The following is a 22086-nucleotide window of genomic DNA, read 5'->3' as shown; positions in this document are numbered from 1 at the left end:
ACGATCCCACTTATTGTTAGGAAAGGAGCTGCTATGCAGAGGCCAATGAACAGCACAGAGCAGCCGGGCAGCCAGACAACCGGCAAAAAGCTCCATCCAAACGCTTCGTTACACATGGAACGCTCCTGGCATGAAGAGCTGAGTGAGCGCATACAGCGCAACGGTCCCTGGGATGACTGGTCGATGTTCCAGCTAGCGATGGAAGCCCAGCAGGCTACCTTGGTGACAAGCTTCGAGGAGCTGCAGTGTCTGCGCGTCCTGCCTTCCTTTGAACCGATGGAGCATCAGGTCGGAACGGCTCGCAAGGTGCTGCATGAGATGGGCGGAAGAGCCATTCTCGCCGATGAAGTCGGACTCGGCAAGACGATCGAAGCTGGACTCGTGCTGAAGGAATACATGGTACGCGGACTCGTCCGCAAAGCGCTGATCCTCGTCCCTGCTTCGCTTGTCCTTCAATGGGTGAGAGAGCTGAACTCCAAATTCGGCATATCGGCAGTCGCCCAAAAGAAGGAGCACACGTGGCAGTACGATGTTGTTGTCGCCTCCATGGATACAGCCAAGCGAGATCCTCACCGCTCCATTCTGCTTGATCAGGATTACGACATGCTGATTATTGACGAGGCGCACAAGCTGAAGAACCGGAAGACAACCAACTATCAGTTCGTCGGCAAGCTGCGCAAGAAATACTGCCTGCTGCTGACAGCCACCCCGGTCCAGAACAATATGGACGAGCTTTATAATTTAATCACACTTCTTAAGCCCGGCCAGCTGGGCGGCCAAAGTGATTTTTCGGCCAACTTTGTCGTGGATAAGCGAATACCCAAGAATGAGGACCGGCTCCAGGAAGCGTTATCCCAGGTCATGATCCGCAACAGGCGGGGTGACGGCGGCATTCATTTTACGAAGCGGATTGTCAGGAATATTATCGTCGAGCTCTCCGAAGAGGAGCAGGCGCTCTATCAAGCTGTAACTGCATTCGTCAAGGAACGGTACGATGAGAGCGGCGGCGATATGACCAGCATGCTGTCGCTCGTTACCCTGCAGCGTGAGGTATGCAGCAGCCGGGATGCCGTCTTCATAACACTGGTCAACATGTTCAAGAAAATGCCGGAAGACTCACCAATGCGCGCCAAGGTCTGGGAGCTTGTCGAAGTGATCCGAAAGATCACAGCCAACTCCAAAGCCGAAAAAGCGCTCGAACTTATTCGCAGCATTGAAGACAAGGTGATTCTCTTCACAGAATACCGCGCGACCCAGGAGCATCTGCTTCAATTCTTCAAAGGCCATGGCCTGGTCGCGGTCCCTTACCGGGGCGGCATGAACCGCGGCAAGAAGGATTGGATGATGGACTTATTTAAGGGACGGGCGCAGGTGCTCATTGCCACTGAGGCGGGCGGCGAGGGTATCAACCTGCAGTTCTGCCACCATATGATTAACTTTGATCTGCCCTGGAATCCGATGCGCGTCGAGCAGCGGATCGGCCGCGTACACCGTCTCGGTCAGAAGAATGATGTAAAAATATACAATCTCTGCACCAAAGGCACCATAGAAGAGCATATCGTTTCGCTGCTGCATGAGAAAATCAACTTATTCGAGCTCGTCATCGGCGAGCTGGATCATATTCTGGAGCGGTTCGAACAGGAAGAGCTGCCGCTGGAGCAGCGGCTGGCCAAGCTGATGCTGGAGTCTAGTGGTGAGGCTGAGCTTCAATCCCAGCTCGAGTCGCTTGGCAGTTCGTTAAACCGGCTGCGTTCCGAAGCGGGCAGCAGTCCAGAGCAAGGAGCTCCGCTTGGTGCACTGCTGGATAATCTGGGCGACTCGGTGGAGGTGAGACCTTGAACAATAGGCAAATCCACAAATTTGTAGAACGGTATCTGGAAGCGACAGGCTGCGGAGTACTGGAGAAGTCTCCTTCCCACTTCAAGGTTAAGCTCTCGCCGGCCGCTGACCGGGAGCTTACCGGGCGCCCGTACTATTGGAGCTTCGTGGACCGGACGGGTGCTGAACCGGAAACGATGTCCTTCCTATTCGTCACCAATCGTGACAAGTATGATGCTGCCGAGGCTAAAGCGGCTGAGAATGAACGGGCAGCTGCCGACGCTCCACCTGGTGTGGAAGCGGCGCTTGGCCGCTCCTTTGGCCATATACACGGTTCCCTGAATGCCGTCCGGATGCCGCGAGAGGACTTGTACTTCGGTTCCCGGCGGCTGGATCAGCTGTTTCAGGCTGTCCGGAGCGGCGGAAAATTCGTATGCCTGTTCCAGGAACCGGAAACCCGCAAGCCTGATCCGCTGGAGTCTGTGCCATACACCCCTTGGCTTGGCGTTAACATCAAGGTGGGCTTTGAATGCGACCGCAAGCGGGAAGAGCTGCACTCGTTCGGCATCTCTCTTGCGACAGGGGTTTGCGTGGAACAGTTTTATGACCGGCTGCTGAAATTAAAAATGACGCCCCGGCTGCCGCCCAACATTCACATCGCCAGGAGCAGTATGACGGTTACCAAAGCCGCCGGAATGATCGAACAGCAGTTGGAGCGCAAGCTGAAGAGCTATGACTACAGCTGGGCAGAAGCGGCGGCAGCGCGGCTTGACGATGAGCTTGAGCGAATTAATCTCTATTATGAGCCTCTAATAGCGGGCGCGGAAGACGAAGAGCAGCACGCAGCCATCGCGGCTCAGTATGCCAACCGGCAGGACGAGATCCGCTGGCAGCTGTCGCCGCGGGTGACGGCTTCCGCTATAAACTGCGGTATCTTTCATCTGTCGGGTATTGACTAGCGGAATCGGACGGGATTCGCAGCTGTCCGGCAAAATAAGAAGCGGACAAGGAAAAACCGCGCGACAGGTTGCAACAGCCTTCCGCCGGCTTGTCCGCTACAATGACTGTACTGAAGTCAGTACCTATTCCACTATTCCACTATAAAGGAGAAGATTCTATCTTGCGCTTCCTATCTGCATCGCTGCTGATAACCCTGCTGCTCTTCTCATATTCTGCGGACGCCTTTGCCGCCGGACAAGCAGTAAAGCCTGCTTCATCCGACAAGCTGAACAGACAGATCGACACCTGGCTTAAGGGCCTCGGCGCCGAGCCGGGCTTCAAGAAGCTGCTCACGGCTAAACGGGAAATTATGCCGATTGGCCCTGGCACCCATGGCTGGGTCGTTCATTTCCTTAATGGCAACAAGACAACCGGGTATATGATCGTCCATGCTTTGCCGAATGACCGAGGCTATCATCTGACCGAGTACGGGCTTGGCGAGCATCCGCTGTTCGCCATGTCCACTCTTCATGATGGCCTTGCCCGCTTGGGCCTGACTGCAGCAGACAACGGCAATAAGCCTCTCCTTAAGGAAAGGCTGTATATCAATCCATTATTGGCAGTATGGCATATCCACACAACAGAAGGGACTTCTCTGTACCTTGATGCTTACACCGCCGAAGAGCTCCCGATCGGTGCTGAACAGTGGGCCAGCACGGCTGAGGCGGGTGAATCCAGCTATCTATTGACCGGTGTAACCAGCCTGGCTTCTAGTCCCAAGCTGGAGAGAGCAGTCCGCGGACAGTCCTTTGATCTGTACGCACGACTTCCTTGGCTAACTGGCCAGCCGCTCCGGATCAAAGACAGCAAGATGCTGGCAGGCAAGCTGTCCGGAAAAGCAGAACTGCGGCTTACCTCTGAATGGTTCGACGGTTCTTGGCTTGCAGTTGCCCCGCTGAATGGCATCCATGTCTGGACCGGCGGTATCGCTTATATTCAGATTGAACAAGAAGAAGGCACCCGTTATTTTCTCTACGATGAAGTTAAACGTCACGCTTCAGTCTATGAATAAATTAACCTGTACCTCCGCCATGATTGCTCTCTTCTGTCTTTCCCAGGTCCGGCTTCACTCCGGCGCGAGGCCGCACCTTTGACTTTACTGAACGATACCACAATAGAATACTGTAGGGCGCCCATCCGAACCATTTGACAAGCCACGGCTCTTTGCGTTTCTTGGCATCTATGCGGTTTTGGCGCCTTTGCTCCGTCGGGGTATCGATATATCTTACCAATCGGGCAGTCACATATTTCACATACTCGGCCCCGTCCTTCATCTTCATCTACGCACTCCATTTCTGGTTAGCCTCTTATGTCCGTCCTTTGCTCGTACGTCTATTATTCCCGCGGACCCAAGTGTTTAAACTGCTGGCATGGCAATGAATGAAAGCGGCATTTAAGTGCATGATAAAGAGGTCAACAGGACATGAATCACTACAAAATGACTAAGCGGAGATGAATTTGAGCATGCCTCTTTCCATAACATACGGCGCCTTACCCCGCTTCGCAGCGGCATTATTGGCGCTTGGCCTCTTGCTGAACTGCCACGTCAACACAGCATCTGCGCAGCACGATACCCGTCCTCTTCCGCACGGCATGATGCCCGAAGCAGAGGTTCTTATCGATGTGGGACATGGCGGTATAGACAGCGGAACAAGCTGGAATTCTGTCAAGGAAAAGGATATTAATCTTGCGATTGCTGCCCGGCTGTATCTGCTGCTGCGTAGTCACCATATCAATGCCGTGATGAACCGCACGGGCGATTACGCGCTTAGCGAAGAGAACCGCTGGCACTTTACACGTTCCCGTCACCGCAAGGATCTGTCCCAGCGCAAACAGTTATCTGAAGAAATCCCGGTTTCGGCCTTTGTCAGCCTACATGTCAACTGGTCCAGCTACCGCGCAGCACATGGCCCGGTAGTCATTCATCAGCCGGAAGGCAGAAGCGCCGTTCTCGCTGCGTTTATCCAGAACACCCTCAATGTGGAGCAGCAGATGAGCCGCAGCCGCAGACCCCAGGTAAGCCGTTCTTACTTCCTGCTTAATCGGGTAAAGTGTCCAGCGGTGATTGTAGAAACCGGCTTCCTGAGCAGCGAACGGGACAGACGGATGCTGATAAACCCAAGACAGCAGCAGCGGATTGCCGAAGCGATCTGCAGCGGAATCCGTCAGTATATGATCGTTGCCGGATAACCAGCTGCTGCTCTAATAAACTGAAAATTGGAACATTGTACTTTGGCTTGACTTGATTTCAGCCGGCATGCTAAGATGTTCTACGTGATCGGGGCTGTTAACGAAGTCTTAATATATGAACTTCAGGCATTCGATTTACATGCGGTCGTGGCGGAATTGGCAGACGCGCTAGATTCAGGTTCTAGTGGTGTAACAGCCGTGGAGGTTCGAGTCCTCTCGACCGCACCATACATAGGTATCAACAGGGTCATAAATTGCTTTGGCATTTATGATCCTGTTTTTTATTCCCTGCTCATGGCGAATCATCGAAATATTCAAATGAAATTTTTCCGCCAGCTGTATTGACTTTAGTTTATCAGCATGATATATTATTTCTTGTGTTCAATCACATGCGGTCGTGGCGGAATTGGCAGACGCGCTAGATTCAGGTTCTAGTGGTTTAACAGCCGTGGAGGTTCGAGTCCTCTCGACCGCACCATACATATTCAGCGAACAGGTTTATGAACTCAGCTACCAGCTGGCTCATAAACCTTTTTTTTGTACACACGTTATCTGGTCCGAACGAATATGCATGAGCAGCTCTTATAACAGAACAGGAGCCCGTACGCGGGTTAAGCCGCAGCGGACTCCTGACTTCCTATTAGGATCATTGTAGTGCCGATGAGTGGAGTCCTGTACAACTGCCGGGATTAGAAGGGGCTGTTTCGGAAAGGTATAGTGCTGCGCAGCAAAACTTGTATGGCAAGCATAAGTTGCATCTTACGCCGTATACAGTCTGTCCTCCATAATGGTGAGCAATCTCAGCTTCATATTCTCCAGCTTCATGACCGCTCTCTCCATCCAGTCACGATCATTCACCTGCATGGCCTTCGTATATTCGATATCATAAAATGTGACATACATATTCTTGATTTCTTCCGCGTGGCTGTCTGCACGCTCATAACGCTTGATCCGATCCAACAGTTCGCTGGTCGTCTTATACAGTTCATCGAAGTATTGTTTCATTGTTGGATTCATAGCTTTCATCTCCTTGTATGGTATCTCTATAACTCCCTATCCTATCTAACTATTAAACGGGCCGGCCTTTAGTGAAACAGCATTCCTTCATGCAGATTTGCCTTCTAGCCTTCTATTTTTTAATAGCATAACACAGAATTTTGCTTTAACAAGCGGGCAAAAGGTAATTTTATCAAAATCTTTATAAATTTCTGACAAATCAGGCGATAGGAGTCTTGCACTACGACTCCCATTGTCCATTCTGCCTGGGTGTGCTTGCAGGCACGTAGCGGTACGTACGGCTTAGCTTTACAACACGTCTGCTTGGCTTGCGGATCATAACCTGTTCATCATCCCAGGCAACGACGATACCTACCACGTCGTTCGCTTCCATCTCATCCCGCTCAACCCGCACCTGGACCCCCTGCACCCGATACTCATCCAGTTGATCCTCTGAAATCATCTATGATCTCCTCCCTATCCGTGAAAGAAAAGCCTTCAACCAGGTCCTGGCTGAAGGCGGTATAAGTCCTGTATGGGCTCTACGTCTACACGCGGATCTACTAATTGCTACTCTTCTGAATGACCGACTGTTTCACGCAGATCATTCGTCTCGTACCACTCATCCAGCACACGGGAGGACATCACACGCTTGTCGATGTACTCGGCCTGTCGATCCGTGAACTGTGTCCGCCATTCCACGTTAAGCTCTTCACAAAGCTTAACAATCGTCAGCAGCTCCGACCAGGCAACATAGCGCTTATACCAGAAAAATTGCGGATGTTCCACCATATAAGGGTACAAATCATCGAATTCTGTATGTTTGCAGTCGAGCGCACGTTCAAAGTGCGTCTTGGCCGTGGACAACTTCGTCTCAAAGAAAGATACGGACAGCTCCAGTTTTTCCATTTTTTCTGCCTCCCCTCGGTCACTTATCCCTATTATAAATTAAATTCTCCCTCAGGGAAAGTGAGCGAGCAAGGGAAGTTCTTACTCGAATGTTATTTGTCCATTATCAAGAGAGGCAATCTTTACAAGTGACTCTACTCGAATTCCCTGCTCACGGATCGTGCGTCCGCCAGCCTGGAACGATTTTTCGACTACGATCCCAAGTCCCACAAGCTCTGCACCGGAGCGCTCGATAATCTTGATTAAACCTCGTGCCGCATCCCCGTTGGCGATAATGTCGTCAATGAACAGCACCTTGTCAGCCGGTGTAAGAAACTGTCTCGACACCATGATATCGGTCACGATTCCTTTCGTAAAGGAAGGCACTCGTTCACTGAATGCATCCGGGTCAGCGATCAGGGTTTTCTTCCGTCTCGCGAAGATCAGCGGAACGCCCAGCGTCAATGCCGTTGCGAAGGCAATCGGAATGCCCGACGATTCAACTGTAATAACTTTGGTTATGGATGCTTCAGCATACCTCCGGGCGAATTCCCTGCCCATTTCCATGATCAGCACGGGATCCACCTGGTGATTTAGGACTGCGTCTAGTTTAAGGACATCGCTTGTCATTATTGAAGCTTCTTTTAGAATGATTTCTTTTAACAGATCCATCGTTTCACGTTCCTTCCACCCTAAACCCTTTACGTTAAATTACCATAGCTTGCATACGAGGCGCAACTCGATTCTGCTGCCCCGGTTCTAAGGAAATCAAATGCTTCGAAACGAAACTTTTTTCGGATTATTTCGTCATACATACATATGGTTTTTTTGGTAGCGTGCTGGAAGGAAGCACATACCGGTACCGCCAATACGAAAGGAGGCCCATCAGTGAGCTATCGAATCAGCCGCCGCACGAGACGGTATTCCATTCCGCTTGCCTTAATGGCTGTGATCACCATAACCGCGGCCTGTTCCGACAATAATGAAGAAGGGCTGGCCGGAAACACCTCAACAGGCGGCTATTCTTCACCTGTCTCGCAGTCACCGGAAATTACGGCTGACAGTCCGCAGCAGGCCTTAAACAAACGAATCACGGAACAATCCCCCGCCATATCGGACACCGTCGAAGACCGCAAGCAGGGTTCCGGCAGGCTGTCTAATGCGGCTAGCGAATCATCCGTCAGCCAGAAGGATGCGTTAGAAGCCTGGTTATCTTCGCCTTCCCTGAAGGGTATATCCCTAGGTGATTCCCGCAGCAGTGTCATCAAGCAGTACGGCTCTCCCGATGAGTCCTATACGCTGAACGAGCGCAAGAGTCAGGTCGAAGTCTATGATTATGAAGGGTTCACAGTAGGGTTCAGTGATGATGGAGTTGTCCACTTCGTTGAGGTGTACGGCGAGGGGTTGCAGACTGGTATCGCCAAACTGCTCATCGGCGACGAAGGAGACAAGGCCAAGAAGACTCTTGGCACTCCTCACAGCAGTACGAAGTACGTCCTCTCCTACACAGCTGACCAAACCATGCTAAAGCTGGATCTTGAACCTGACACAAGCCGGATTGTCTCCATGAAGCTGTTCCCCTACTCGGAGTAACATCTCTACCGACTTATTCTCCCGATTGTCTCTGCCGTGCTTGTCATGCCTGTCCTCCCAAACGCATATGAATAGGTGAAGACTGCTGCACATCAGCAGCGTCTTTATGACTTATATGCAGGGAGGACTTTCGCGTATGAAGCCGGTTAAAGTGCTGCAAATTGCCTTCACTTACATAGGAACCGTTGTTGGCGCCGGCTTTGCCACCGGCCAGGAGATCCTTCAGTTTTTTACCCGTTACGGCTATTGGGGCACAATTTCCATCGGTATTGCTATGATTCTGTTCGTCTGGCTTGGCGCCAAAATGATGCTCCTCGCAGCCGGAATCGGCGCCCGCTCTTATGAAGATTTGAACAAGCACCTGTTTGGACCCCGTTTCGGGGTATGGGTCAGCTATTTTATGATGGTTGTACTCTTCGGGGTCAGTGCGGTAATGCTGGCCGGCGGCGGTGCCATATTTGAGGAACACTTCGGTATCCCCTATCAGACTGGCCTGATTATTACAATGGCCGCCTGTTACGTGCTGCTGCTCAGAGGCATGAATGCTATCGTTACCGTCAATTCCGTTGTTGTCCCCTTCATGCTGCTGTTCACCGTTATCCTTATTGCGGACACCCTCATGACAAACGAAGGAGAACGGTGGGTGTTTACTGCCGACCATATCTCTCCGCTGTCCGCCTGGGCTTCGCCATTTCTTTACGCAGCGTTTAATCTGTCCTTGGCACAAGCTGTGCTAGTCCCTTTGGGCAGCAGAATTAACGATCGCCGAACGATCATCGCCGGGGCATGCGCCGGGGGAATCGGCATCGGATTTATGCTGCTGGTCGGACATATCGCGCTTTCCACGCAGATGCCGGGCATCTCACAGCTTGCCATACCAATGGGAGGCATCGCCAAGCAGCTTGGCCCCGGCATTCAATGGATTTACCTCTTTCTGATCTTTGCCGAAATTTTCACTACACTCATCTCCGATGTCTACGGACTGACCCTGCAGCTTGAAGAACGGGTCGGCCTTTCTCGCCAAGCTTTAACTGGCTGCATTCTGATTTTCTGCTTCCTGCTGTCCCAGATCGGATTTGAAATGCTGCTATCCACCCTGTATCCCATGTTCGGTGCGGTCAGTCTCGGCTGGATGTACTTAATTATTCGAAGGCGGCAAGACCGCCCTACCCTCTGATTACAAGCAGGCATGATCGTGTGAGAGGAGAAGAGCAGGTTTTCTCCTCTCTTCGTTATGATTCCGCGCCTTCTGTCCGATATAACTTGTAGATATCCTTCAATTGACTGATAACACGCTGGAGGGAATAGACATTCTTGGCTTTCGACCAGGCTGCCCGGGCCATGTTGTAACGATAGGTCGGATCGGACACGAGCTTCTCAAGCGCCGCAGACAAGGCCTCTGGGTCTTCAGGCGTCACAAGAAGCCCATTCACTTCATTCTCGATCTGCTCCGCAATACCGCCTACGTCCGTTCCGACCAGCGCAAGCCAGCACAGCGCCGCCTCCGCAAACACAGAACCGAATGCCTCTGCACGTGATGGCAGGACAAAGATATCAAAGAATGGCATGAATTCTTCCGGGTGAAGCATGTAACCATAGAAGATAATTTCATCGTATAAGTCGAGTTCGATTGCCAGCTGCTCGAGTTCCTTGCGCATCGGGCCGTCCCCGATAATATGCAGGACAAATGTGTAACCGCGCCGCTTCAGAAGCGCACAGGCATGCAGCAGGATATCCAGACCCTTGGCAGGAACAAGGCGGCACACCGTGATAAGCTGGGGCACTTCATTCTCGTGATGAATAGGCTTGAAGCGCTTCTCGTCAAACCCGTTCGGAATAACATGGATAGCTGATGCATCGCGCATATGAGGAGCAAGGTAAGAGCGGAAAGAATCCGAAACCGTTAAGATCCGGTCCATCTTGGTCTCAAGCTCGCCATAAATAGCCGTGAGAAACTGCTGCTCTGCACCATCAGGAGCGATGCGCCCGTTCAGGATCAGCTCGCGCTCATAACTGGAGTGGATGGTCAGCAGAACCGGCGTGTCCGGGAACAGCTGCTTCATAACCAGTGCCGCTATCGGATGATGGGCATGAATCAGATCATATTTCTTCTTAATGCGCATAGAGGTCCACCATACATAATCCAGGTACGTTTGCAGGTATTTATCAACAATCGGTGTACCCTCATAGGCACTTGCATCGAAGGTATCAAATACCACCTTCCCTTGTCCTTTGCCCCGTATCCGCTTCGGCAGGGAGAACAGCTCCATATTCCAGCCCATCCGGTTGAATCTCTCCTGAATATAAGGGACCATGGAGGATACTCCGCCCGGCTGTTCGGGAGGGAAAAACAAGGCTTGTAAAATATTCATAGGCAATCCTCCTAAGTAAGTCGTTTAAAACCTGTCAGAGATATGCTAGTATAGAACATACGTTTCTGTAACGGTAACAGACAAGCTTATGTAGAGACTTTTAATGAAATGTAGGGACTGAATATGATGAATGTACTGAATTGGCTCGCCGGACCTAACGGGCAGTTAGCAGGCGCCTCAGCCGCTGCCACCATTAATCTCCTGATGCTGTCGATGTCTATTCTGCTGCAGCGCAGGAATCTGCGGCGCGGCGCTTATATGCTTCTCAACACAGGGCTGGTCCTGTCATTAGTCCACATCCTCGGGATCATACCAAGCGCTGGATTGCCTGCAGCCGCAGATCTTGGACTTGGGCTGCTTTCATTTATTATTATAAACTTTGCTATGCTCGAGCTGTATACCCTCCCCGGAAAATTGGACCGTTTCGCGCTGCTGGCTTTTGCAGCCGGCGCAGCTGGTGCTGCCGCCGTGCAGTGGAATGCCTCCGCTCTGCCCGCCGGGGGTATCGGACCAGGCGGCATCACCCTTCGACCACTCGGACTCGCTGGGATCGTTGCGTGCGCACTGCTGTTATCTGTCGTGCTGCCGCGTATCAGGCAGAAGACCAAGTATGCGCTCTCGCTGGCTGTCTATTTTGCCTTCATTATCGCTTCCTCGGCACAGACACCGCAGGACTCGTTGTTAGGGGCAGTCATTCATCTGCTGCCTGCCTTGTACTTCCTGTTCCTGTTTCTCATCCTGTTCGAGCGTGTCGTTGAACGAATGCGAAATGTGTATGTATCCTCTATCCGCGATGGCCTTACCGGGTTGTTCAACCGGCAGCATTTCCTGAAGAAGACCGGGAGGTATCTGAGCAAGGGGCTCCCTGTATCGGTCATCTTCTGCGACATTGACAACTTCAAACGCCTGAATGATACGAAAGGCCACCATCAGGCAGACCTGGTGCTGAAGCAGGTTGCCGGCATTATAACTGATGAAACCTCCGGCTGCGGTACAGCAGGAAGATACGGCGGGGAAGAGCTGGTTGCAGCCGTAGCCAGACCCGATGTCAAAGCGGCTGATGTGGCCGAAGTCATCCGTGAGCGGGTGGAAGCCGAAACACCTGTCACGGTTAGTGTCGGATGGAGCACGGTAACAGACAAGATTACCATTGAAGAGGCCGTTAAGCAGGCTGATGAGGCCATGTACATATCCAAAACTACCGGAAAAAATAAAGTGACGGCCTTCCGGCCGTCACGCGCCAAATCATCCTAAAGGGACAGGGAGCCGCGTATCAGCAGCTTAGGACAGCAAGCCGCCAGGGAGCAGCGGCTCGCTGTCCTTCTTCTTTGTTCTGTTGATGACCAGCATTGCTTACGTAGAGCAGCTAACCTTATGTATAAGTTCTCCGGAATGGCACAAGCAGCATGCCGAACACCAGATGCCCTGCGATCCACCAGATGAAAGCTCCAGCATCGTCCGGAGACGGCGTACGCGCAGACCATTGCGTCAGCGGCAGCCAGGTTATTACGGCAGGCAGCAAGCCTGCTGCAACAGCCCATGGAACAGAATTACCGAGGCGCTGTACAATTTGTATATACAGAATGCCGATCGGTACTGCAACAGCTATATGGAGCAGGAATTCGACTGCTTCAGGCAGTCTGGCCCCCACGCCCGGCACAAAATCAATATTGAGCAGCAGCGTATAAACACGCTCACCTGAAGCATATTGGATAAACTTCATCAGAAGCCCAAGCCCAATTCCCGCGGTCAGTCCTGCCGCCGCTCCCCTGATCGTCGTTCCTGCCTTCAAACCCCTCAAGGAACAGACCTCCTGCATATGTGTGCTGACAGATGCCCTATTCCTCTGCATCCCTCACGGGTATCCAGAGCTCGACCGTCTCTTCATCCAGGTGAGCATCTACGAAGAACACTTCAATAGCCAATGCATAATCATGCTTCTTCAGGCCCTTCTCATTCATCCAGGCCGAGATTTGCTCATACCCTTCCCCAATCCGCTTATTCGTTGTTGTCACAACTGCATACTCATGCTCAGGAATAGTCAGCTGAACCATCCCGCTTGGCACAGAGCTCATATGATGTGTTTCAAGAGCGGCCCAATAAGTAGCGAACACTTCATTGCCAAAGTAGGGACTAAACAAAACAGCCGACTTAACATTATCGTTCAGCTCATGCTTTCGGGCCATGAAGTCGTTCTGCAGCCGGATTGCTTCATCAGGAAACGTGGAATAAGGACCTGAGTAACTGATTCCTACCAGGTTTAGCGACGGTTTCTTTACCAGCATGCAATTGTCCATTTTGTTACCTCCCCGGATCTGGAATAATAGGTGCCTAGGACCCAAGGTTGCTGCGGTCCTGTCTTTTAGTGTACCACGATAAGCCTGTCGGCGAAACTCCGGGACTTACAGTCCCTTTGCCCGCTTAACCGTTGACCTATTATTTTACGCCGGATCTTGAGTTCGCTATAATACTCCATTATATGCTCATATTCGAGCGGAACAGGCGGTGAACCCATGCAGCTGCTCGCCATGCTGACTATGCTGATCGATCACACAGGGATTGTTTTCTTTCCTGATGATCCTACGTGGCGGATTATCGGCAGGCTGGCTTTCCCTTTCTATGCTTATGCGCTGGTGCTTGGCTATAGGCTAACGCGAAATACCCGCCGTTACATGCTGAGACTGGCAGTAATCGGCGTCATCTCCCAGCTTCCGTATCAATGGGCGCTCGGCGGTGACGATATCAATGTCGTCGGGACACTCCTTGTTTGCCTCGTGGTGCTGCGGCTAATCGACCTCTATAAGCATCCCGCCGCTGTGTCACTAATATTGGCTGCCGGCTTTCTGGCACTTGATCTCCTGTCCTTTAATTACGGAAGCTATGCCCTTCTGCTAGTTCTGATCTACCGTTATACCCAATCAAGCCTGATGGTGCTGCTGCACTTCGTCTTGAATGTGTTGTACGCTGCCGCCATGCCAGGATGGTTCTCGCAGATGTACAGTATTGGCTCGACGTTCATTCTAGCCTACCTCCCGCATGTGCTGCGGCTCTCCGATAAGCTCGTCATCCCGCGTTATATCTGGCGCAGCTTCTATCCGGTCCATCTAATTGCTCTGGGGACGGCCGACCTTCTGCTAAAGAGCTGAGAAGCCCATTAATCCTTCTTCTCCAATGCCGCTTTAAGCGCATCCGCCAGGCCCCCGGTCAGCGAAACATTATCGGAGTACTTCTCAATTGCCTGCTTGTTGACCTTCCCGCGGGGCGCCTTGCTGCCGTCCAGCATTTCGATCACATTGCAGTGGCGGCACTGGGCATATTTCCCCGCTTTGCCGGTATGAATCTCCATCTTCTTCCGGCACTGCGGACAACGCTTGTTCGAGAGAGCGGGCTCAGCCGCGCGGCGGAATCCGCATTCACGGTCTGAGCATACGAGCGAGCGTCCTCTCTTGCTCTTCACTTCCATGAGCGGCTTGCTGCATTCCGGGCACCGGGAATGGGTCAAATTATGCGGTTTGTACGTTTTCGTCTCCTGCTTGATTTCCTCTACCCATTTGGCCGCCTGCTCGCGGATCCCCGTCATGAACGCTTCCCGGTTGCCTTTCCCTTTCGCTATGCGTTCCAGCTCCGCCTCCCAGCTTGCCGTCATCTCGGGACTCTGCAGCTCATCCACTACCAGCTCGATCAGCTGCTTGCCCTTGCCAGTCGGCTTCAGACGGCTGCCGCTGCGCTCAATTGTATCGGAAGACAGCAGCTTCTCGATGATATCAGCCCTGGTGGCCGGCGTTCCAAGCTGATGCTTCTCCATCTGAGTGAGCAGCGATGCCTCTGAATAACGAGCTGGCGGCTCCGTGCGGCGCTCCTTGTACTTGACGGCCTTCAGCGGAATCCGCTGTCCCTCCTTCAGCTCTGGAAGCAGCTGATCCGGCTCCCCATGGGAATCAGCATCCCCCTGCTCATCCGCATCATCCTCTGGCAGATTCTGAATGCTGCCATAAGCTTCCCGCCAGCCTTCCTGCTTGGGCACTCTGCCTCTCGCATAGAAGCGGTGACCTGCCGCTTCCAGCACAACACTGGTCTCCTCGTAACGGTAAGGCTCACAAAATAAAGCCATGAACCGCCTGACAATCAGATCATACAGCTTTCTCTCCTCATTGCTGAGTGCTCCCAGCTGCACATACTGATCGGTTGGAATAATGGCATGGTGGTCTGTCACCTTGCTGTCATCGACAATACGCTTCGTTGCGGCAAGTGATCCGCGCAGCAGCTTCTTCGCCAGAGGAGCATACGGGCTGGCTCCAGCGATACTTTGCATCCTGCTCTTTAACGTAGACACCATATCAGAGCTCAAATAGCGGGAGTCGGTACGCGGGTAAGTCACCAGCTTGTGCTGTTCATACAGACGCTGTAACACAGTGGAAGTCTGCTTTGCGGAGAAGCCAAGCCGCCGGTTGGCATCACGCTGCAGCTCTGTCAGATCATAAGCAAGCGGATGAGGCTCTTGCTTCTCCGAGGTTCTGAGCTTCACGACGACAGCCTCCGCGCGCGCAAGCTGATTGACCAGCGACTCAGCGGTTTCCTTCTCCATGATGCGTCCATCATGATTTTCCTTCTCCCGCCAATGGGCCTTGAAGGACCCGCAGTCCGCTTCCAGCGTCCAGTAAGGCTGCGGAATGAACCTGTTGATCTCATCCTCCCGCTTCATCAGGATTGACAGCGTTGGTGTCTGAACACGGCCTGCCGACAGCTGAGCGTTATACTTGCAGGTCAGCGCCCGCGTAACATTAAGCCCAATCAGCCAGTCCGCTTCCGCCCGGCACACTGCAGACGCATACAGGTGATCATATTCCCTGCCCGGCCGCAGCTGCTTGAAGCCTTCCTTGATAGCCTGATCGGTCTGCGAAGAGATCCACAGCCGTTTGAACGGCTTGCGCCACTTGACCAGCTCCATAATCCATCTTGCCACCAGTTCCCCTTCGCGCCCCGCATCCGTCGCAATAATGAATTCCCCAATATCCGGACGCTTGCAAAGCGCTGCAACGGCCTTGTACTGGTGAGAGGTTTCCTTCAGTACCTTCAGCTTCATATCATTCGGCAGCAGAGGCAGAGTCTCCAGGCTCCACTGCTTATAGACGGGATCATAGTCTTCCGGCTCCGCAAGCGTTACGAGATGGCCAAGCGCCCAGGTTACGATGTAATTCTGTCCTTCATAATGTGATTTGTGCTTGCTGCTGCATCCCAGAACCCGCGCAATTTCTTTTGCCACGCTGGGTTTCTCTGCTAATACTAATGCTTTCATCCAATCAAGCCTCCGTGCCTCGTTAGTTTATCTCATCATTATTGCTGGAAGACTCTATCCTTGTCAAAGGCACACGCCATGCCATAAAAAAAGCGCTGCGGTTCACCCGCGGCGCTCTGGGATATGTGATATCATGACAAGCGATTCTAAGCAACTTCATAACGATTCTAGCCTATGCCTTCAAAGAACGGCTTCATCTGCTCGCTCTGTACGGACGCTTCAGCAAGAAGCGCTTTCACGTCTTTGAGATTAGCATAAGATGCCGCTGCGGTTAGAAGCCTCTCTTCTACACCGTTTTCCTGCGCCTCCGGCAGGACAAACAACTCCTTAAGCATCCAATCGCCATTCCGCTGTGAAGCTGACAAACCAAGCTTGGCGTAGCCCAGATAATGCAATACACCATTTAACTGCTTCACTGCAACAAACACAATGCACCGCTGGCCTTCAAGCATCTGCTCAAGCTCCTGCTCCGTCTGGAACACTGCCATCTCAGGGCTGCCGCCGTTCATAAGACGGTACTGCTCGAATAAATTCGTCATGACGTCCAGTTCCTGCAGAGTTGCTCGCTTCACGATCGTTTCCATGGCGCTTGCTCCCTCCATCCGTTTATTGATCAACCGGTCTACCACTGGGAAATTAGATAGTCAAACATTACCCGGACAACCGGGCTCTGAAACAAGCTGTCACTCGAACGTTCTGAAACAGCATTCCACCGTCGCACCACTAGCGCCCTCATCTACTCCATTGTAAGTCACTGCATGCAAATCCACAATATGGTTGAACTTGACCATAAAAATAAAGAGCCTCCACTGTACGGGAAGCTCCTATCCAATCGAAAATTAGCTGTTTAACGAATTCTTGGCCGCATCAATTACCGCCTGGAATGCTTCGTCGTTCTCTTCCAGAAAATCTTCCACCTCGAAGATATCATCCTCGCTTCCCGATTCGTTCAGGAAGAATAACCCGTAGGACCAACTTTTTCCTTTCTTGCTCTGCAGTGCTACCTCGTAGTCCTGCTTGTGCCCTGCCACCTTAAGATGGACTTTCCCTACATATCCGTCTTCTTCACTGTGAGTAAGCTCTGCATGCGTAATCATAATCTCCATTAAACATAGCCTCCTTGCCTTATTAACAAGATGTGTAGCTCTAACCTTCTCCATCTTCCACAAAAATCCTGCTTCCCTCCGGCCGGGCCTGCTCTCGGCTACAATTTTTACCGGTCGTGTTTCAATCCTGCGCTATGCGGGTATTAGGAGGGGGTGTTCATCAGCCGAGCAGGGCTTTACTCGCAAATCAGGGCGTTTCTGTTAAAATTATGAACGAATTTTGAAAATTTACTCATTTTAATTTTTTGCAATCAAATTTTAAGCCCTTTTTAAGAATTGTTCGTTATACTAACATCAAGTATCAATTAGGTGAGGAGAGTGCTGTCACATGCGTACAATGATATCCCTTCAAAATAAACCGATTCCTGTATATCTGAATGAGAGCAACAACAAGAAAGCGCTGGACAAGCTGGGTGAGGTACTTAACCGCAAGCTGCAAACCGGCAAGAAAGCACTGCAGAACTGCCTCCGCTCGCTGATCAGCGTCGAGATTTCCGGCAGTGAGGCGACCCTTCATGCGATCAACGAGAAGGACACGCTTACGATTTCTCTCTACTAACCAATAGAGCCCGTGAATCATATCACCGGGCAGACTGGCCGGCGCCTCCTGGCTTACAGGAGAATGCCGGCCTTTTAGCATTGCCATGTCCCAGCCGTTGAGCCTGCATGCGCCCATTATGCTATAATCATAAAGGTTTAATGGATACATTGATTAGCATCCGCGAAACGATTCCCATAACCGAGAGCGAAGGAGACATTGGAAGTGGTTTTACCTCATGCTTATATCACTCAAATGCAGGGCTTGCTTGGCGAAGCGGCAGCTGCCGCGTTTCTGCAAAGCTATAAGGAAGCCAGAACCTACGGCCTGCGGATTCATCCCGGAAAGCTCGAGCCTCAGCCCGACGTGCTTCGCAGCATACATAGTCTCTTCAAGCTTGAGCCTGTCCCGTGGTGCGACACCGGCTATTACTATGACGAATTTACCCGGCCTGGCAGGCATCCCTACCATGATGCCGGTCTTTACTATATCCAGGAGCCATCCGCTATGTCGGCCGCTGAGCTTCTGGATCCCCAGCCCGGGGAAACGATTCTTGATCTGGCAGCCGCCCCAGGGGGCAAGTCAACCCAGATAGCAGGTAAAATGAACGGACAAGGCCTGCTCATATCCAATGAGATTCACCCTGCACGCGCCAAAATATTAAGCGAAAATATTGAACGGCTGGGTTTTGCAAATACTGTTGTAACGAATGAAACACCAGACCGGCTGTCCGCACGCTTTCCCGAATTCTTCGACCGGATTCTGCTCGATTCCCCTTGTTCGGGGGAAGGAATGTTCCGCAAGGACCCGGATGCTGTGGCCGAGTGGTCACCCGGACATGTTGAAATGTGCGCCAGCCGATCATCTGACATCCTCCGGCATGCAGCCCTTATGCTGAAGCCAGGCGGTATACTGGTGTACTCCACATGCACCTTCAACCGCTCGGAGAACGAGAGCGTTATTGAAGCATTCACAGCTTCGCACCCGGCTTTCGCCATTGAGCAGCTGGAACGGATCTGGCCGCATGAGCAGCGGGGCGAGGGACACTTCGTAGCCCGTCTACGCAAGCTGGACAGCCAGGCGGCTGATGCGAAGCTCCATCATCCCGTTTCTCATCCAGCACAGGCTAAAGGCCGTAAGGGACAGGCCACCGCGCCTTCGGCTGCGGCTGAGCTGGAGCTGTTCTTGCGCTTTGCTGCGGATTTCGCACCCGGCTTCAGCCTCTCTCAGCATGGTGAACCGGTGCGGTTTGGCGACGCGCTGTACTGGCTTCCGCGTGATATAGACAAGCGCTTCACTGCTGCCAGCTTACCTGGCCTGAAGCTTGCCCGGGGCGGGCTGCATCTGTGCGATATCCGCAAGAACCGTGCAGAGCCCTCTCACGCTTTAGCGAAGCATGTCAGCCCCGGGGATGCAGCATGGGTCCAATCAGCCTCAGCCGACGACCCGGATACAACCGCTTATCTCCGAGGCGAGACAATTCCAGCTGGCAGCGGCTGCTCCGGTTGGGGTATTGTCGCCGTAGACGGCTGCCCGCTCGGTTGGGGCAAGGCCAACGGGGGCCAAATCAAGAATCATTACCCCAAGGGTCTGCGCAGAATGGGCGTCTAACCTCTTCATACAGGCCGCTTCCTTGATTAAATCAGGAGAAGCGGCCATTCGTATGCTGTTTACTCGGCCAGTCCCCGGTGGGCCTTCAAGCGTTCCAGCTCGCCCTCCGTCAGCTCTCTGTAAGTGCCCGGCACAAGCGAAGGGTCCAGCAGCAGCGGTCCCATCGCTACCCTTTTCAAGAACACGACCTTCTTGCCGACTGCTTCAAACATTCGTTTGACCTGATGGAACTTTCCCTCCTGAATGATCAGGGAGATATAGGATACCACCGTGCCGTCATGCTGCTCCTCCGTCCGGAGGATCGTCAGTCTGGCGGGCATGGTGACATAGCCGTCATCCAGGGTCACACCTTCCTTGAATGCCTGGATGTCCGTCTCTCCTACCAGACCAGATACCTCCGCCTCGTAGGTCTTGTCTACATGCTTGCGCGGCGACAGAAGCTCATGAGCCAGCTGGCCGTCATTCGTAAGCAGCAGCAGCCCTTCCGTGTCCTTGTCCAACCTGCCGACAGGGAACGGGGCAAGGACACGGTCCTCCGGCTCCAGCAGATCCAGTACTGTTCTGTCCCTGGTATCTTCCGTTGCCGAGATGACGCCCTGCGGCTTGTTGAGCATGAGATAGATGGTCTCCCGGTAACTGACGGCCTCGCCATCCAGCTCTACTCGTTCGTGGAAGGGATCGACCTGCAGGCCGCTGTCCTTAACGGCTTTACCTTCCACTGTTACTCGGCCCTGCTTGACTGCCTTCTTGATTTCACTGCGCGTTCCAAGGCCCATATTGGCCAGCATCTTATCCAGCCGGATCTTCTTGCTCATCCCATCCACCTCCATCCCGGAGACAGCTCATTCTTCAGTATGCCGTCCCCCCATTTGCCCCAGCCCAGCGGATATCCGTTAATCCCGACCAGCACATAGGAACTGCCTGATCCAGCTGTTTCTCTGCCGGATCTGACAACGATTCGTTCCTTATCGATATGCAGCGTTTCTCCCTTGAGATAGCGCAGAGCTTCCCCTGTGCTGTCCGTTAAATCCAGGCAGCGTGTTGCCTCATCCATTCGCAGGCCCATTGACAGCGCTTGTGACGGTTCGAAGCGGCGGGCACCCGCTTCACCGAGATACCAGCCTTCCCTTACAATCCGAAGTCCTGTAAGCTCCGGCAGTCCTGCAGGCTGCAAATACAGTCTCCGTCCGTACACACGCAGACTTCCAGACCACTGCGGGGCATCCGGCAGGAGTGCGGCAGCAAATTCCTGCCAGAGGCTCATCACATCAGCTTCGGGCGCTGCTGCCCCTTGCTTCCCCCTTGCACCCTTCCATCCTGACTCATCCCCCTGCCTGCCCGGGCGATTCTTCTCACGTCGTTTGTCCCGCCCGTCTGTCCTCTTGTCCATCCGCCGCAGACTGCCAGACGAACTGCCAGACGGCAGCTGGGCAGACTTGTCCTTCTTCTGCGGCTTAACGGCCGCTCCTATCGAATTGCCTTCGTGCCGGCGAGTATGCTGATCTGTCTTTGTTTGCAGTTCGTCCATTCCATCCGCATGACGCTTCTGCAGGAGGGCGGCATAATGCCCTTCGCCTGCCAGCTTATGCGGCCACAGTCTGACGGTACCCGCCAATGCCGGTTCGGCACTGAGACGCGGCTCCTGGCCATCCTCTTGGTGTTGATCTCCGCCAAGGACCGGGAATTCTTCCGCCCAATCAGGACGCCCAGGAGACCAGCCGTATTGCTGCGCCACAGGCACAATCTCCATATCCTTCCGCCCGGCAAGAAGCCGGGCGATCTGGGCTTCATTCTCTTCCGGGGAGAAGGTGCATGTGGAATAGAGCAGCAGACCGCCCGGCGCCAGCAGCTCTGCAGCATGAAGCAGTATGTCACGCTGCATAATTGTGCAGCGCTCGACCGAATGCTTCTCCCATGCCGCAATCATTGATTCGTCCTTGCGGAACATCCCTTCACCAGAGCAGGGTGCATCTACCAGTATTTTCGTGAAGAAACCGCGGAAGTAAGGCACGAGGCGCTCCGGCTCCTCGTTCAGCACGACAGCATTACGGGCGCCGGCCAGCTCGATATTCTTCGCCAGTGCCTTGGTCCGTTCCCTGGCATTGTCATTGGCTACCAGCAGCCCCTCGCCCTGCAGCTTCGCCGCCAGCTGCGTGCTTTTGCCGCCCGGGGCGGCACACAGATCAAGCACGCGGTCCCCTGGCTCAACCCCCAGCAGCTCGCCAGGCACCATTGCGCTCGGCTCCTGAATATAGTAGAGGCCCGCATGGTAATAGGGATGCTTGCCCGGGCGGTCTTCCTCTTCATAATAGAAGCCTTCCGGGCACCAAGGGATAGGTGCCAGTCCTTCGAATGGCGAGACAGCCAGGAAGCCATCAACCCCGATCTTAAGCGTATTCACCCGCAGCCCATACAGCCGCCTGCGGTTATATGTATTCAGCCATTCCTCGTATTCCGTTCCCAGGAGACGCTTCATCTTCTCCAGGAATGGTTCCGGCAGCTTGATGCCCATTGGTTATACAGCTCACTTTCTGTTATGCAGATTTCAGGAAGGACGGACTGAACCGGGAGGTATTACAGCCAGTCTGCAGTTCATTGGCATACACGCCATTTATAGTGATACGATTCACACTGGCCGCGCATGCCATTTTACAAAACACCCGGCTCATGTTGTATAAT

Annotated in this window: 23 protein-coding genes and 2 tRNA genes; 12 read left to right on the top strand and 13 right to left on the bottom strand. The window is 53.0% G+C overall.

What is annotated here, in order from left to right:
* The first annotated feature begins 33 nt into the window (after positions 1–33).
* The 3 genes from DNH61_RS11235 (at position 34) to DNH61_RS11225 (ending at position 3829) form a co-directional block, all read left to right on the top strand.
* On the top strand, positions 34–1839 hold the full coding sequence (locus DNH61_RS11235) for a DEAD/DEAH box helicase (protein WP_425452234.1): 1806 nt from the start codon (positions 34–36) through the stop codon (positions 1837–1839).
* Complete coding sequence (locus DNH61_RS11230; RefSeq protein ID WP_111146739.1) at positions 1836–2777, top strand: YqhG family protein; 942 nt, start codon at positions 1836–1838, stop codon at positions 2775–2777. Before DNH61_RS11235 ends, DNH61_RS11230 begins: the two co-directional genes overlap by 4 nt.
* Before the next feature lie 161 nt (positions 2778–2938).
* Positions 2939–3829 carry a hypothetical protein gene (locus DNH61_RS11225; RefSeq protein WP_111146738.1) on the top strand — a complete coding sequence of 297 codons (891 nt, stop codon included), beginning with the start codon at positions 2939–2941 and terminating at the stop codon, positions 3827–3829.
* Between the two features lies 1 nt (position 3830).
* Here the strand turns inward: DNH61_RS11225 and DNH61_RS11220 are convergent, their stop codons facing one another.
* Positions 3831–4097: a YqzE family protein gene (locus DNH61_RS11220; protein WP_245948139.1), complete on the bottom strand. Its 267-nt coding sequence runs from the start codon at positions 4095–4097 to the stop codon at positions 3831–3833.
* 184 nt (positions 4098–4281) lie between these two features.
* On the opposite strand from DNH61_RS11220, the gene DNH61_RS11215 reads away from it, so the two are divergent.
* The 3 genes from DNH61_RS11215 to DNH61_RS11205 all read left to right on the top strand — a co-directional run bounded on the left by DNH61_RS11215 (position 4282) and on the right by DNH61_RS11205 (position 5485).
* Complete coding sequence (locus DNH61_RS11215) at positions 4282–5007, top strand: N-acetylmuramoyl-L-alanine amidase family protein (RefSeq protein WP_111146737.1); 726 nt, start codon at positions 4282–4284, stop codon at positions 5005–5007.
* A gap of 141 nt (positions 5008–5148) precedes the next feature.
* Positions 5149–5235, top strand: a tRNA-Leu gene (locus DNH61_RS11210).
* Positions 5236–5398: 163 nt separating this feature from the next.
* A tRNA-Leu gene (locus tag DNH61_RS11205) sits at positions 5399–5485 on the top strand.
* Between the two features lie 281 nt (positions 5486–5766).
* Here DNH61_RS11205 and DNH61_RS11200 read toward each other — a convergent pair.
* From DNH61_RS11200 to DNH61_RS11185, 4 genes are all read right to left on the bottom strand, one after another.
* Positions 5767–6024, bottom strand: a complete 258-nt coding sequence (locus tag DNH61_RS11200) for a hypothetical protein (protein ID WP_111146736.1) — start codon at positions 6022–6024, stop codon at positions 5767–5769.
* Positions 6025–6244: 220 nt separating this feature from the next.
* Positions 6245–6466, bottom strand: a complete 222-nt coding sequence (locus DNH61_RS11195) for a hypothetical protein (protein ID WP_111146735.1) — start codon at positions 6464–6466, stop codon at positions 6245–6247.
* 107 nt (positions 6467–6573) lie between these two features.
* A complete protein-coding gene (locus tag DNH61_RS11190; protein ID WP_111146734.1) occupies positions 6574–6912 on the bottom strand; it encodes a hypothetical protein in 339 nt (112 codons plus the stop codon).
* Positions 6913–6993: 81 nt separating this feature from the next.
* The gene (locus tag DNH61_RS11185) at positions 6994–7563 is read right to left on the bottom strand and encodes a xanthine phosphoribosyltransferase (RefSeq protein WP_111146733.1); all 570 of its coding nucleotides are present in this window, start codon (positions 7561–7563) and stop codon (positions 6994–6996) included.
* Between the two features lie 216 nt (positions 7564–7779).
* Here DNH61_RS11185 and DNH61_RS11180 point away from each other — a divergent pair, with 216 nt between their 5' ends.
* On the top strand, positions 7780–8484 hold the full coding sequence (locus DNH61_RS11180) for a hypothetical protein (protein ID WP_111146732.1): 705 nt from the start codon (positions 7780–7782) through the stop codon (positions 8482–8484).
* Positions 8485–8620: 136 nt separating this feature from the next.
* On the top strand, positions 8621–9661 hold the full coding sequence (locus DNH61_RS11175) for a YkvI family membrane protein (RefSeq protein WP_111146731.1): 1041 nt from the start codon (positions 8621–8623) through the stop codon (positions 9659–9661).
* A gap of 55 nt (positions 9662–9716) precedes the next feature.
* Here the strand turns inward: DNH61_RS11175 and DNH61_RS11170 are convergent, their stop codons facing one another.
* Entirely contained in the window at positions 9717–10856 is a 1140-nt protein-coding gene (locus DNH61_RS11170) for a glycosyltransferase family 4 protein (RefSeq protein WP_111146730.1), read from the bottom strand.
* 123 nt (positions 10857–10979) lie between these two features.
* On the opposite strand from DNH61_RS11170, the gene DNH61_RS11165 reads away from it, so the two are divergent.
* On the top strand, positions 10980–12110 hold the full coding sequence (locus DNH61_RS11165) for a GGDEF domain-containing protein (RefSeq protein ID WP_111146729.1): 1131 nt from the start codon (positions 10980–10982) through the stop codon (positions 12108–12110).
* A gap of 118 nt (positions 12111–12228) precedes the next feature.
* On the opposite strand, the gene DNH61_RS11160 is transcribed toward DNH61_RS11165, so the two are convergent.
* Both DNH61_RS11160 and DNH61_RS11155 read right to left on the bottom strand, forming a co-directional pair.
* Positions 12229–12657: a hypothetical protein gene (locus DNH61_RS11160; RefSeq protein WP_245948137.1), complete on the bottom strand. Its 429-nt coding sequence runs from the start codon at positions 12655–12657 to the stop codon at positions 12229–12231.
* Between the two features lie 37 nt (positions 12658–12694).
* Positions 12695–13153 (bottom strand): GyrI-like domain-containing protein, encoded by a 459-nt coding sequence (locus DNH61_RS11155; protein WP_111146727.1) that lies wholly within the window; start codon positions 13151–13153, stop codon positions 12695–12697.
* 216 nt (positions 13154–13369) lie between these two features.
* Between DNH61_RS11155 and DNH61_RS11150 the strand changes: the two genes are divergently transcribed.
* Positions 13370–14002: a TraX family protein gene (locus DNH61_RS11150; RefSeq protein ID WP_111146726.1), complete on the top strand. Its 633-nt coding sequence runs from the start codon at positions 13370–13372 to the stop codon at positions 14000–14002.
* Positions 14003–14010: 8 nt separating this feature from the next.
* Here DNH61_RS11150 and DNH61_RS11145 read toward each other — a convergent pair whose 3' ends face one another.
* The 3 genes from DNH61_RS11145 to DNH61_RS11135 all read right to left on the bottom strand — a co-directional run bounded on the left by DNH61_RS11145 (position 14011) and on the right by DNH61_RS11135 (position 17258).
* Positions 14011–16152 (bottom strand): DNA topoisomerase III, encoded by a 2142-nt coding sequence (locus DNH61_RS11145; protein ID WP_111146725.1) that lies wholly within the window; start codon positions 16150–16152, stop codon positions 14011–14013.
* A 167-nt stretch (positions 16153–16319) separates the two neighbouring features.
* Positions 16320–16736, bottom strand: a complete 417-nt coding sequence (locus DNH61_RS11140; protein ID WP_111146724.1) for a GNAT family protein — start codon at positions 16734–16736, stop codon at positions 16320–16322.
* A gap of 255 nt (positions 16737–16991) precedes the next feature.
* Positions 16992–17258: a hypothetical protein gene (locus DNH61_RS11135; protein WP_111146723.1), complete on the bottom strand. Its 267-nt coding sequence runs from the start codon at positions 17256–17258 to the stop codon at positions 16992–16994.
* A 328-nt stretch (positions 17259–17586) separates the two neighbouring features.
* Here DNH61_RS11135 and DNH61_RS11130 point away from each other — a divergent pair, with 328 nt between their 5' ends.
* Both DNH61_RS11130 and DNH61_RS11125 read left to right on the top strand, forming a co-directional pair.
* Entirely contained in the window at positions 17587–17817 is a 231-nt protein-coding gene (locus DNH61_RS11130) for a 3-dehydroquinate dehydratase (RefSeq protein WP_111146722.1), read from the top strand.
* Positions 17818–18021: 204 nt separating this feature from the next.
* The gene (locus DNH61_RS11125; protein ID WP_245948136.1) at positions 18022–19407 is read left to right on the top strand and encodes an RsmB/NOP family class I SAM-dependent RNA methyltransferase; all 1386 of its coding nucleotides are present in this window, start codon (positions 18022–18024) and stop codon (positions 19405–19407) included.
* A gap of 59 nt (positions 19408–19466) precedes the next feature.
* Here DNH61_RS11125 and DNH61_RS11120 read toward each other — a convergent pair whose 3' ends face one another.
* Both DNH61_RS11120 and DNH61_RS11115 read right to left on the bottom strand, forming a co-directional pair.
* A complete protein-coding gene (locus DNH61_RS11120) occupies positions 19467–20222 on the bottom strand; it encodes a pseudouridine synthase (protein WP_181438658.1) in 756 nt (251 codons plus the stop codon).
* Entirely contained in the window at positions 20219–21919 is a 1701-nt protein-coding gene (locus DNH61_RS11115) for an RsmB/NOP family class I SAM-dependent RNA methyltransferase (RefSeq protein ID WP_111146721.1), read from the bottom strand. Before DNH61_RS11115 ends, DNH61_RS11120 begins: the two co-directional genes overlap by 4 nt.
* Between the last annotated feature and the right edge of the window lie 167 nt (positions 21920–22086).

Source organism: Paenibacillus sambharensis (assembly GCF_003233845.1).
Lineage (GTDB): Bacteria > Bacillota > Bacilli > Paenibacillales > Paenibacillaceae > Paenibacillus_I > Paenibacillus_I sambharensis.
This window is presented reverse-complemented; position numbering and strand designations above follow the sequence as displayed.

What these genes read in the sequence shown, in the direction of transcription:
- DNH61_RS11185 (WP_111146733.1), bottom strand. Translation starts at nt 7,563, where the DNA reads ATGGATCTGTTAAAAGAAATCATTCTAAAAGAAGCTTCAATAATGACA.
- DNH61_RS11155 (WP_111146727.1), bottom strand. Translation starts at nt 13,153, where the DNA reads ATGGACAATTGCATGCTGGTAAAGAAACCGTCGCTAAACCTGGTAGGA.
- DNH61_RS11150 (WP_111146726.1), top strand. Translation starts at nt 13,370, where the DNA reads ATGCAGCTGCTCGCCATGCTGACTATGCTGATCGATCACACAGGGATT.
- DNH61_RS11140 (WP_111146724.1), bottom strand. Translation starts at nt 16,736, where the DNA reads ATGGAAACGATCGTGAAGCGAGCAACTCTGCAGGAACTGGACGTCATG.
- DNH61_RS11200 (WP_111146736.1), bottom strand. Translation starts at nt 6,024, where the DNA reads ATGAATCCAACAATGAAACAATACTTCGATGAACTGTATAAGACGACC.
- DNH61_RS11130 (WP_111146722.1), top strand. Translation starts at nt 17,587, where the DNA reads ATGCGTACAATGATATCCCTTCAAAATAAACCGATTCCTGTATATCTG.
- DNH61_RS11190 (WP_111146734.1), bottom strand. Translation starts at nt 6,912, where the DNA reads ATGGAAAAACTGGAGCTGTCCGTATCTTTCTTTGAGACGAAGTTGTCC.
- DNH61_RS11220 (WP_245948139.1), bottom strand. Translation starts at nt 4,097, where the DNA reads ATGAAGATGAAGGACGGGGCCGAGTATGTGAAATATGTGACTGCCCGA.
- DNH61_RS11175 (WP_111146731.1), top strand. Translation starts at nt 8,621, where the DNA reads ATGAAGCCGGTTAAAGTGCTGCAAATTGCCTTCACTTACATAGGAACC.
- DNH61_RS11135 (WP_111146723.1), bottom strand. Translation starts at nt 17,258, where the DNA reads ATGGAGATTATGATTACGCATGCAGAGCTTACTCACAGTGAAGAAGAC.
- DNH61_RS11115 (WP_111146721.1), bottom strand. Translation starts at nt 21,919, where the DNA reads ATGGGCATCAAGCTGCCGGAACCATTCCTGGAGAAGATGAAGCGTCTC.
- DNH61_RS11165 (WP_111146729.1), top strand. Translation starts at nt 10,980, where the DNA reads ATGATGAATGTACTGAATTGGCTCGCCGGACCTAACGGGCAGTTAGCA.
- DNH61_RS11215 (WP_111146737.1), top strand. Translation starts at nt 4,282, where the DNA reads ATGCCTCTTTCCATAACATACGGCGCCTTACCCCGCTTCGCAGCGGCA.
- DNH61_RS11170 (WP_111146730.1), bottom strand. Translation starts at nt 10,856, where the DNA reads ATGAATATTTTACAAGCCTTGTTTTTCCCTCCCGAACAGCCGGGCGGA.
- DNH61_RS11145 (WP_111146725.1), bottom strand. Translation starts at nt 16,152, where the DNA reads ATGAAAGCATTAGTATTAGCAGAGAAACCCAGCGTGGCAAAAGAAATT.
- DNH61_RS11195 (WP_111146735.1), bottom strand. Translation starts at nt 6,466, where the DNA reads ATGATTTCAGAGGATCAACTGGATGAGTATCGGGTGCAGGGGGTCCAG.
- DNH61_RS11120 (WP_181438658.1), bottom strand. Translation starts at nt 20,222, where the DNA reads ATGAGCAAGAAGATCCGGCTGGATAAGATGCTGGCCAATATGGGCCTT.
- DNH61_RS11235 (WP_425452234.1), top strand. Translation starts at nt 34, where the DNA reads ATGCAGAGGCCAATGAACAGCACAGAGCAGCCGGGCAGCCAGACAACC.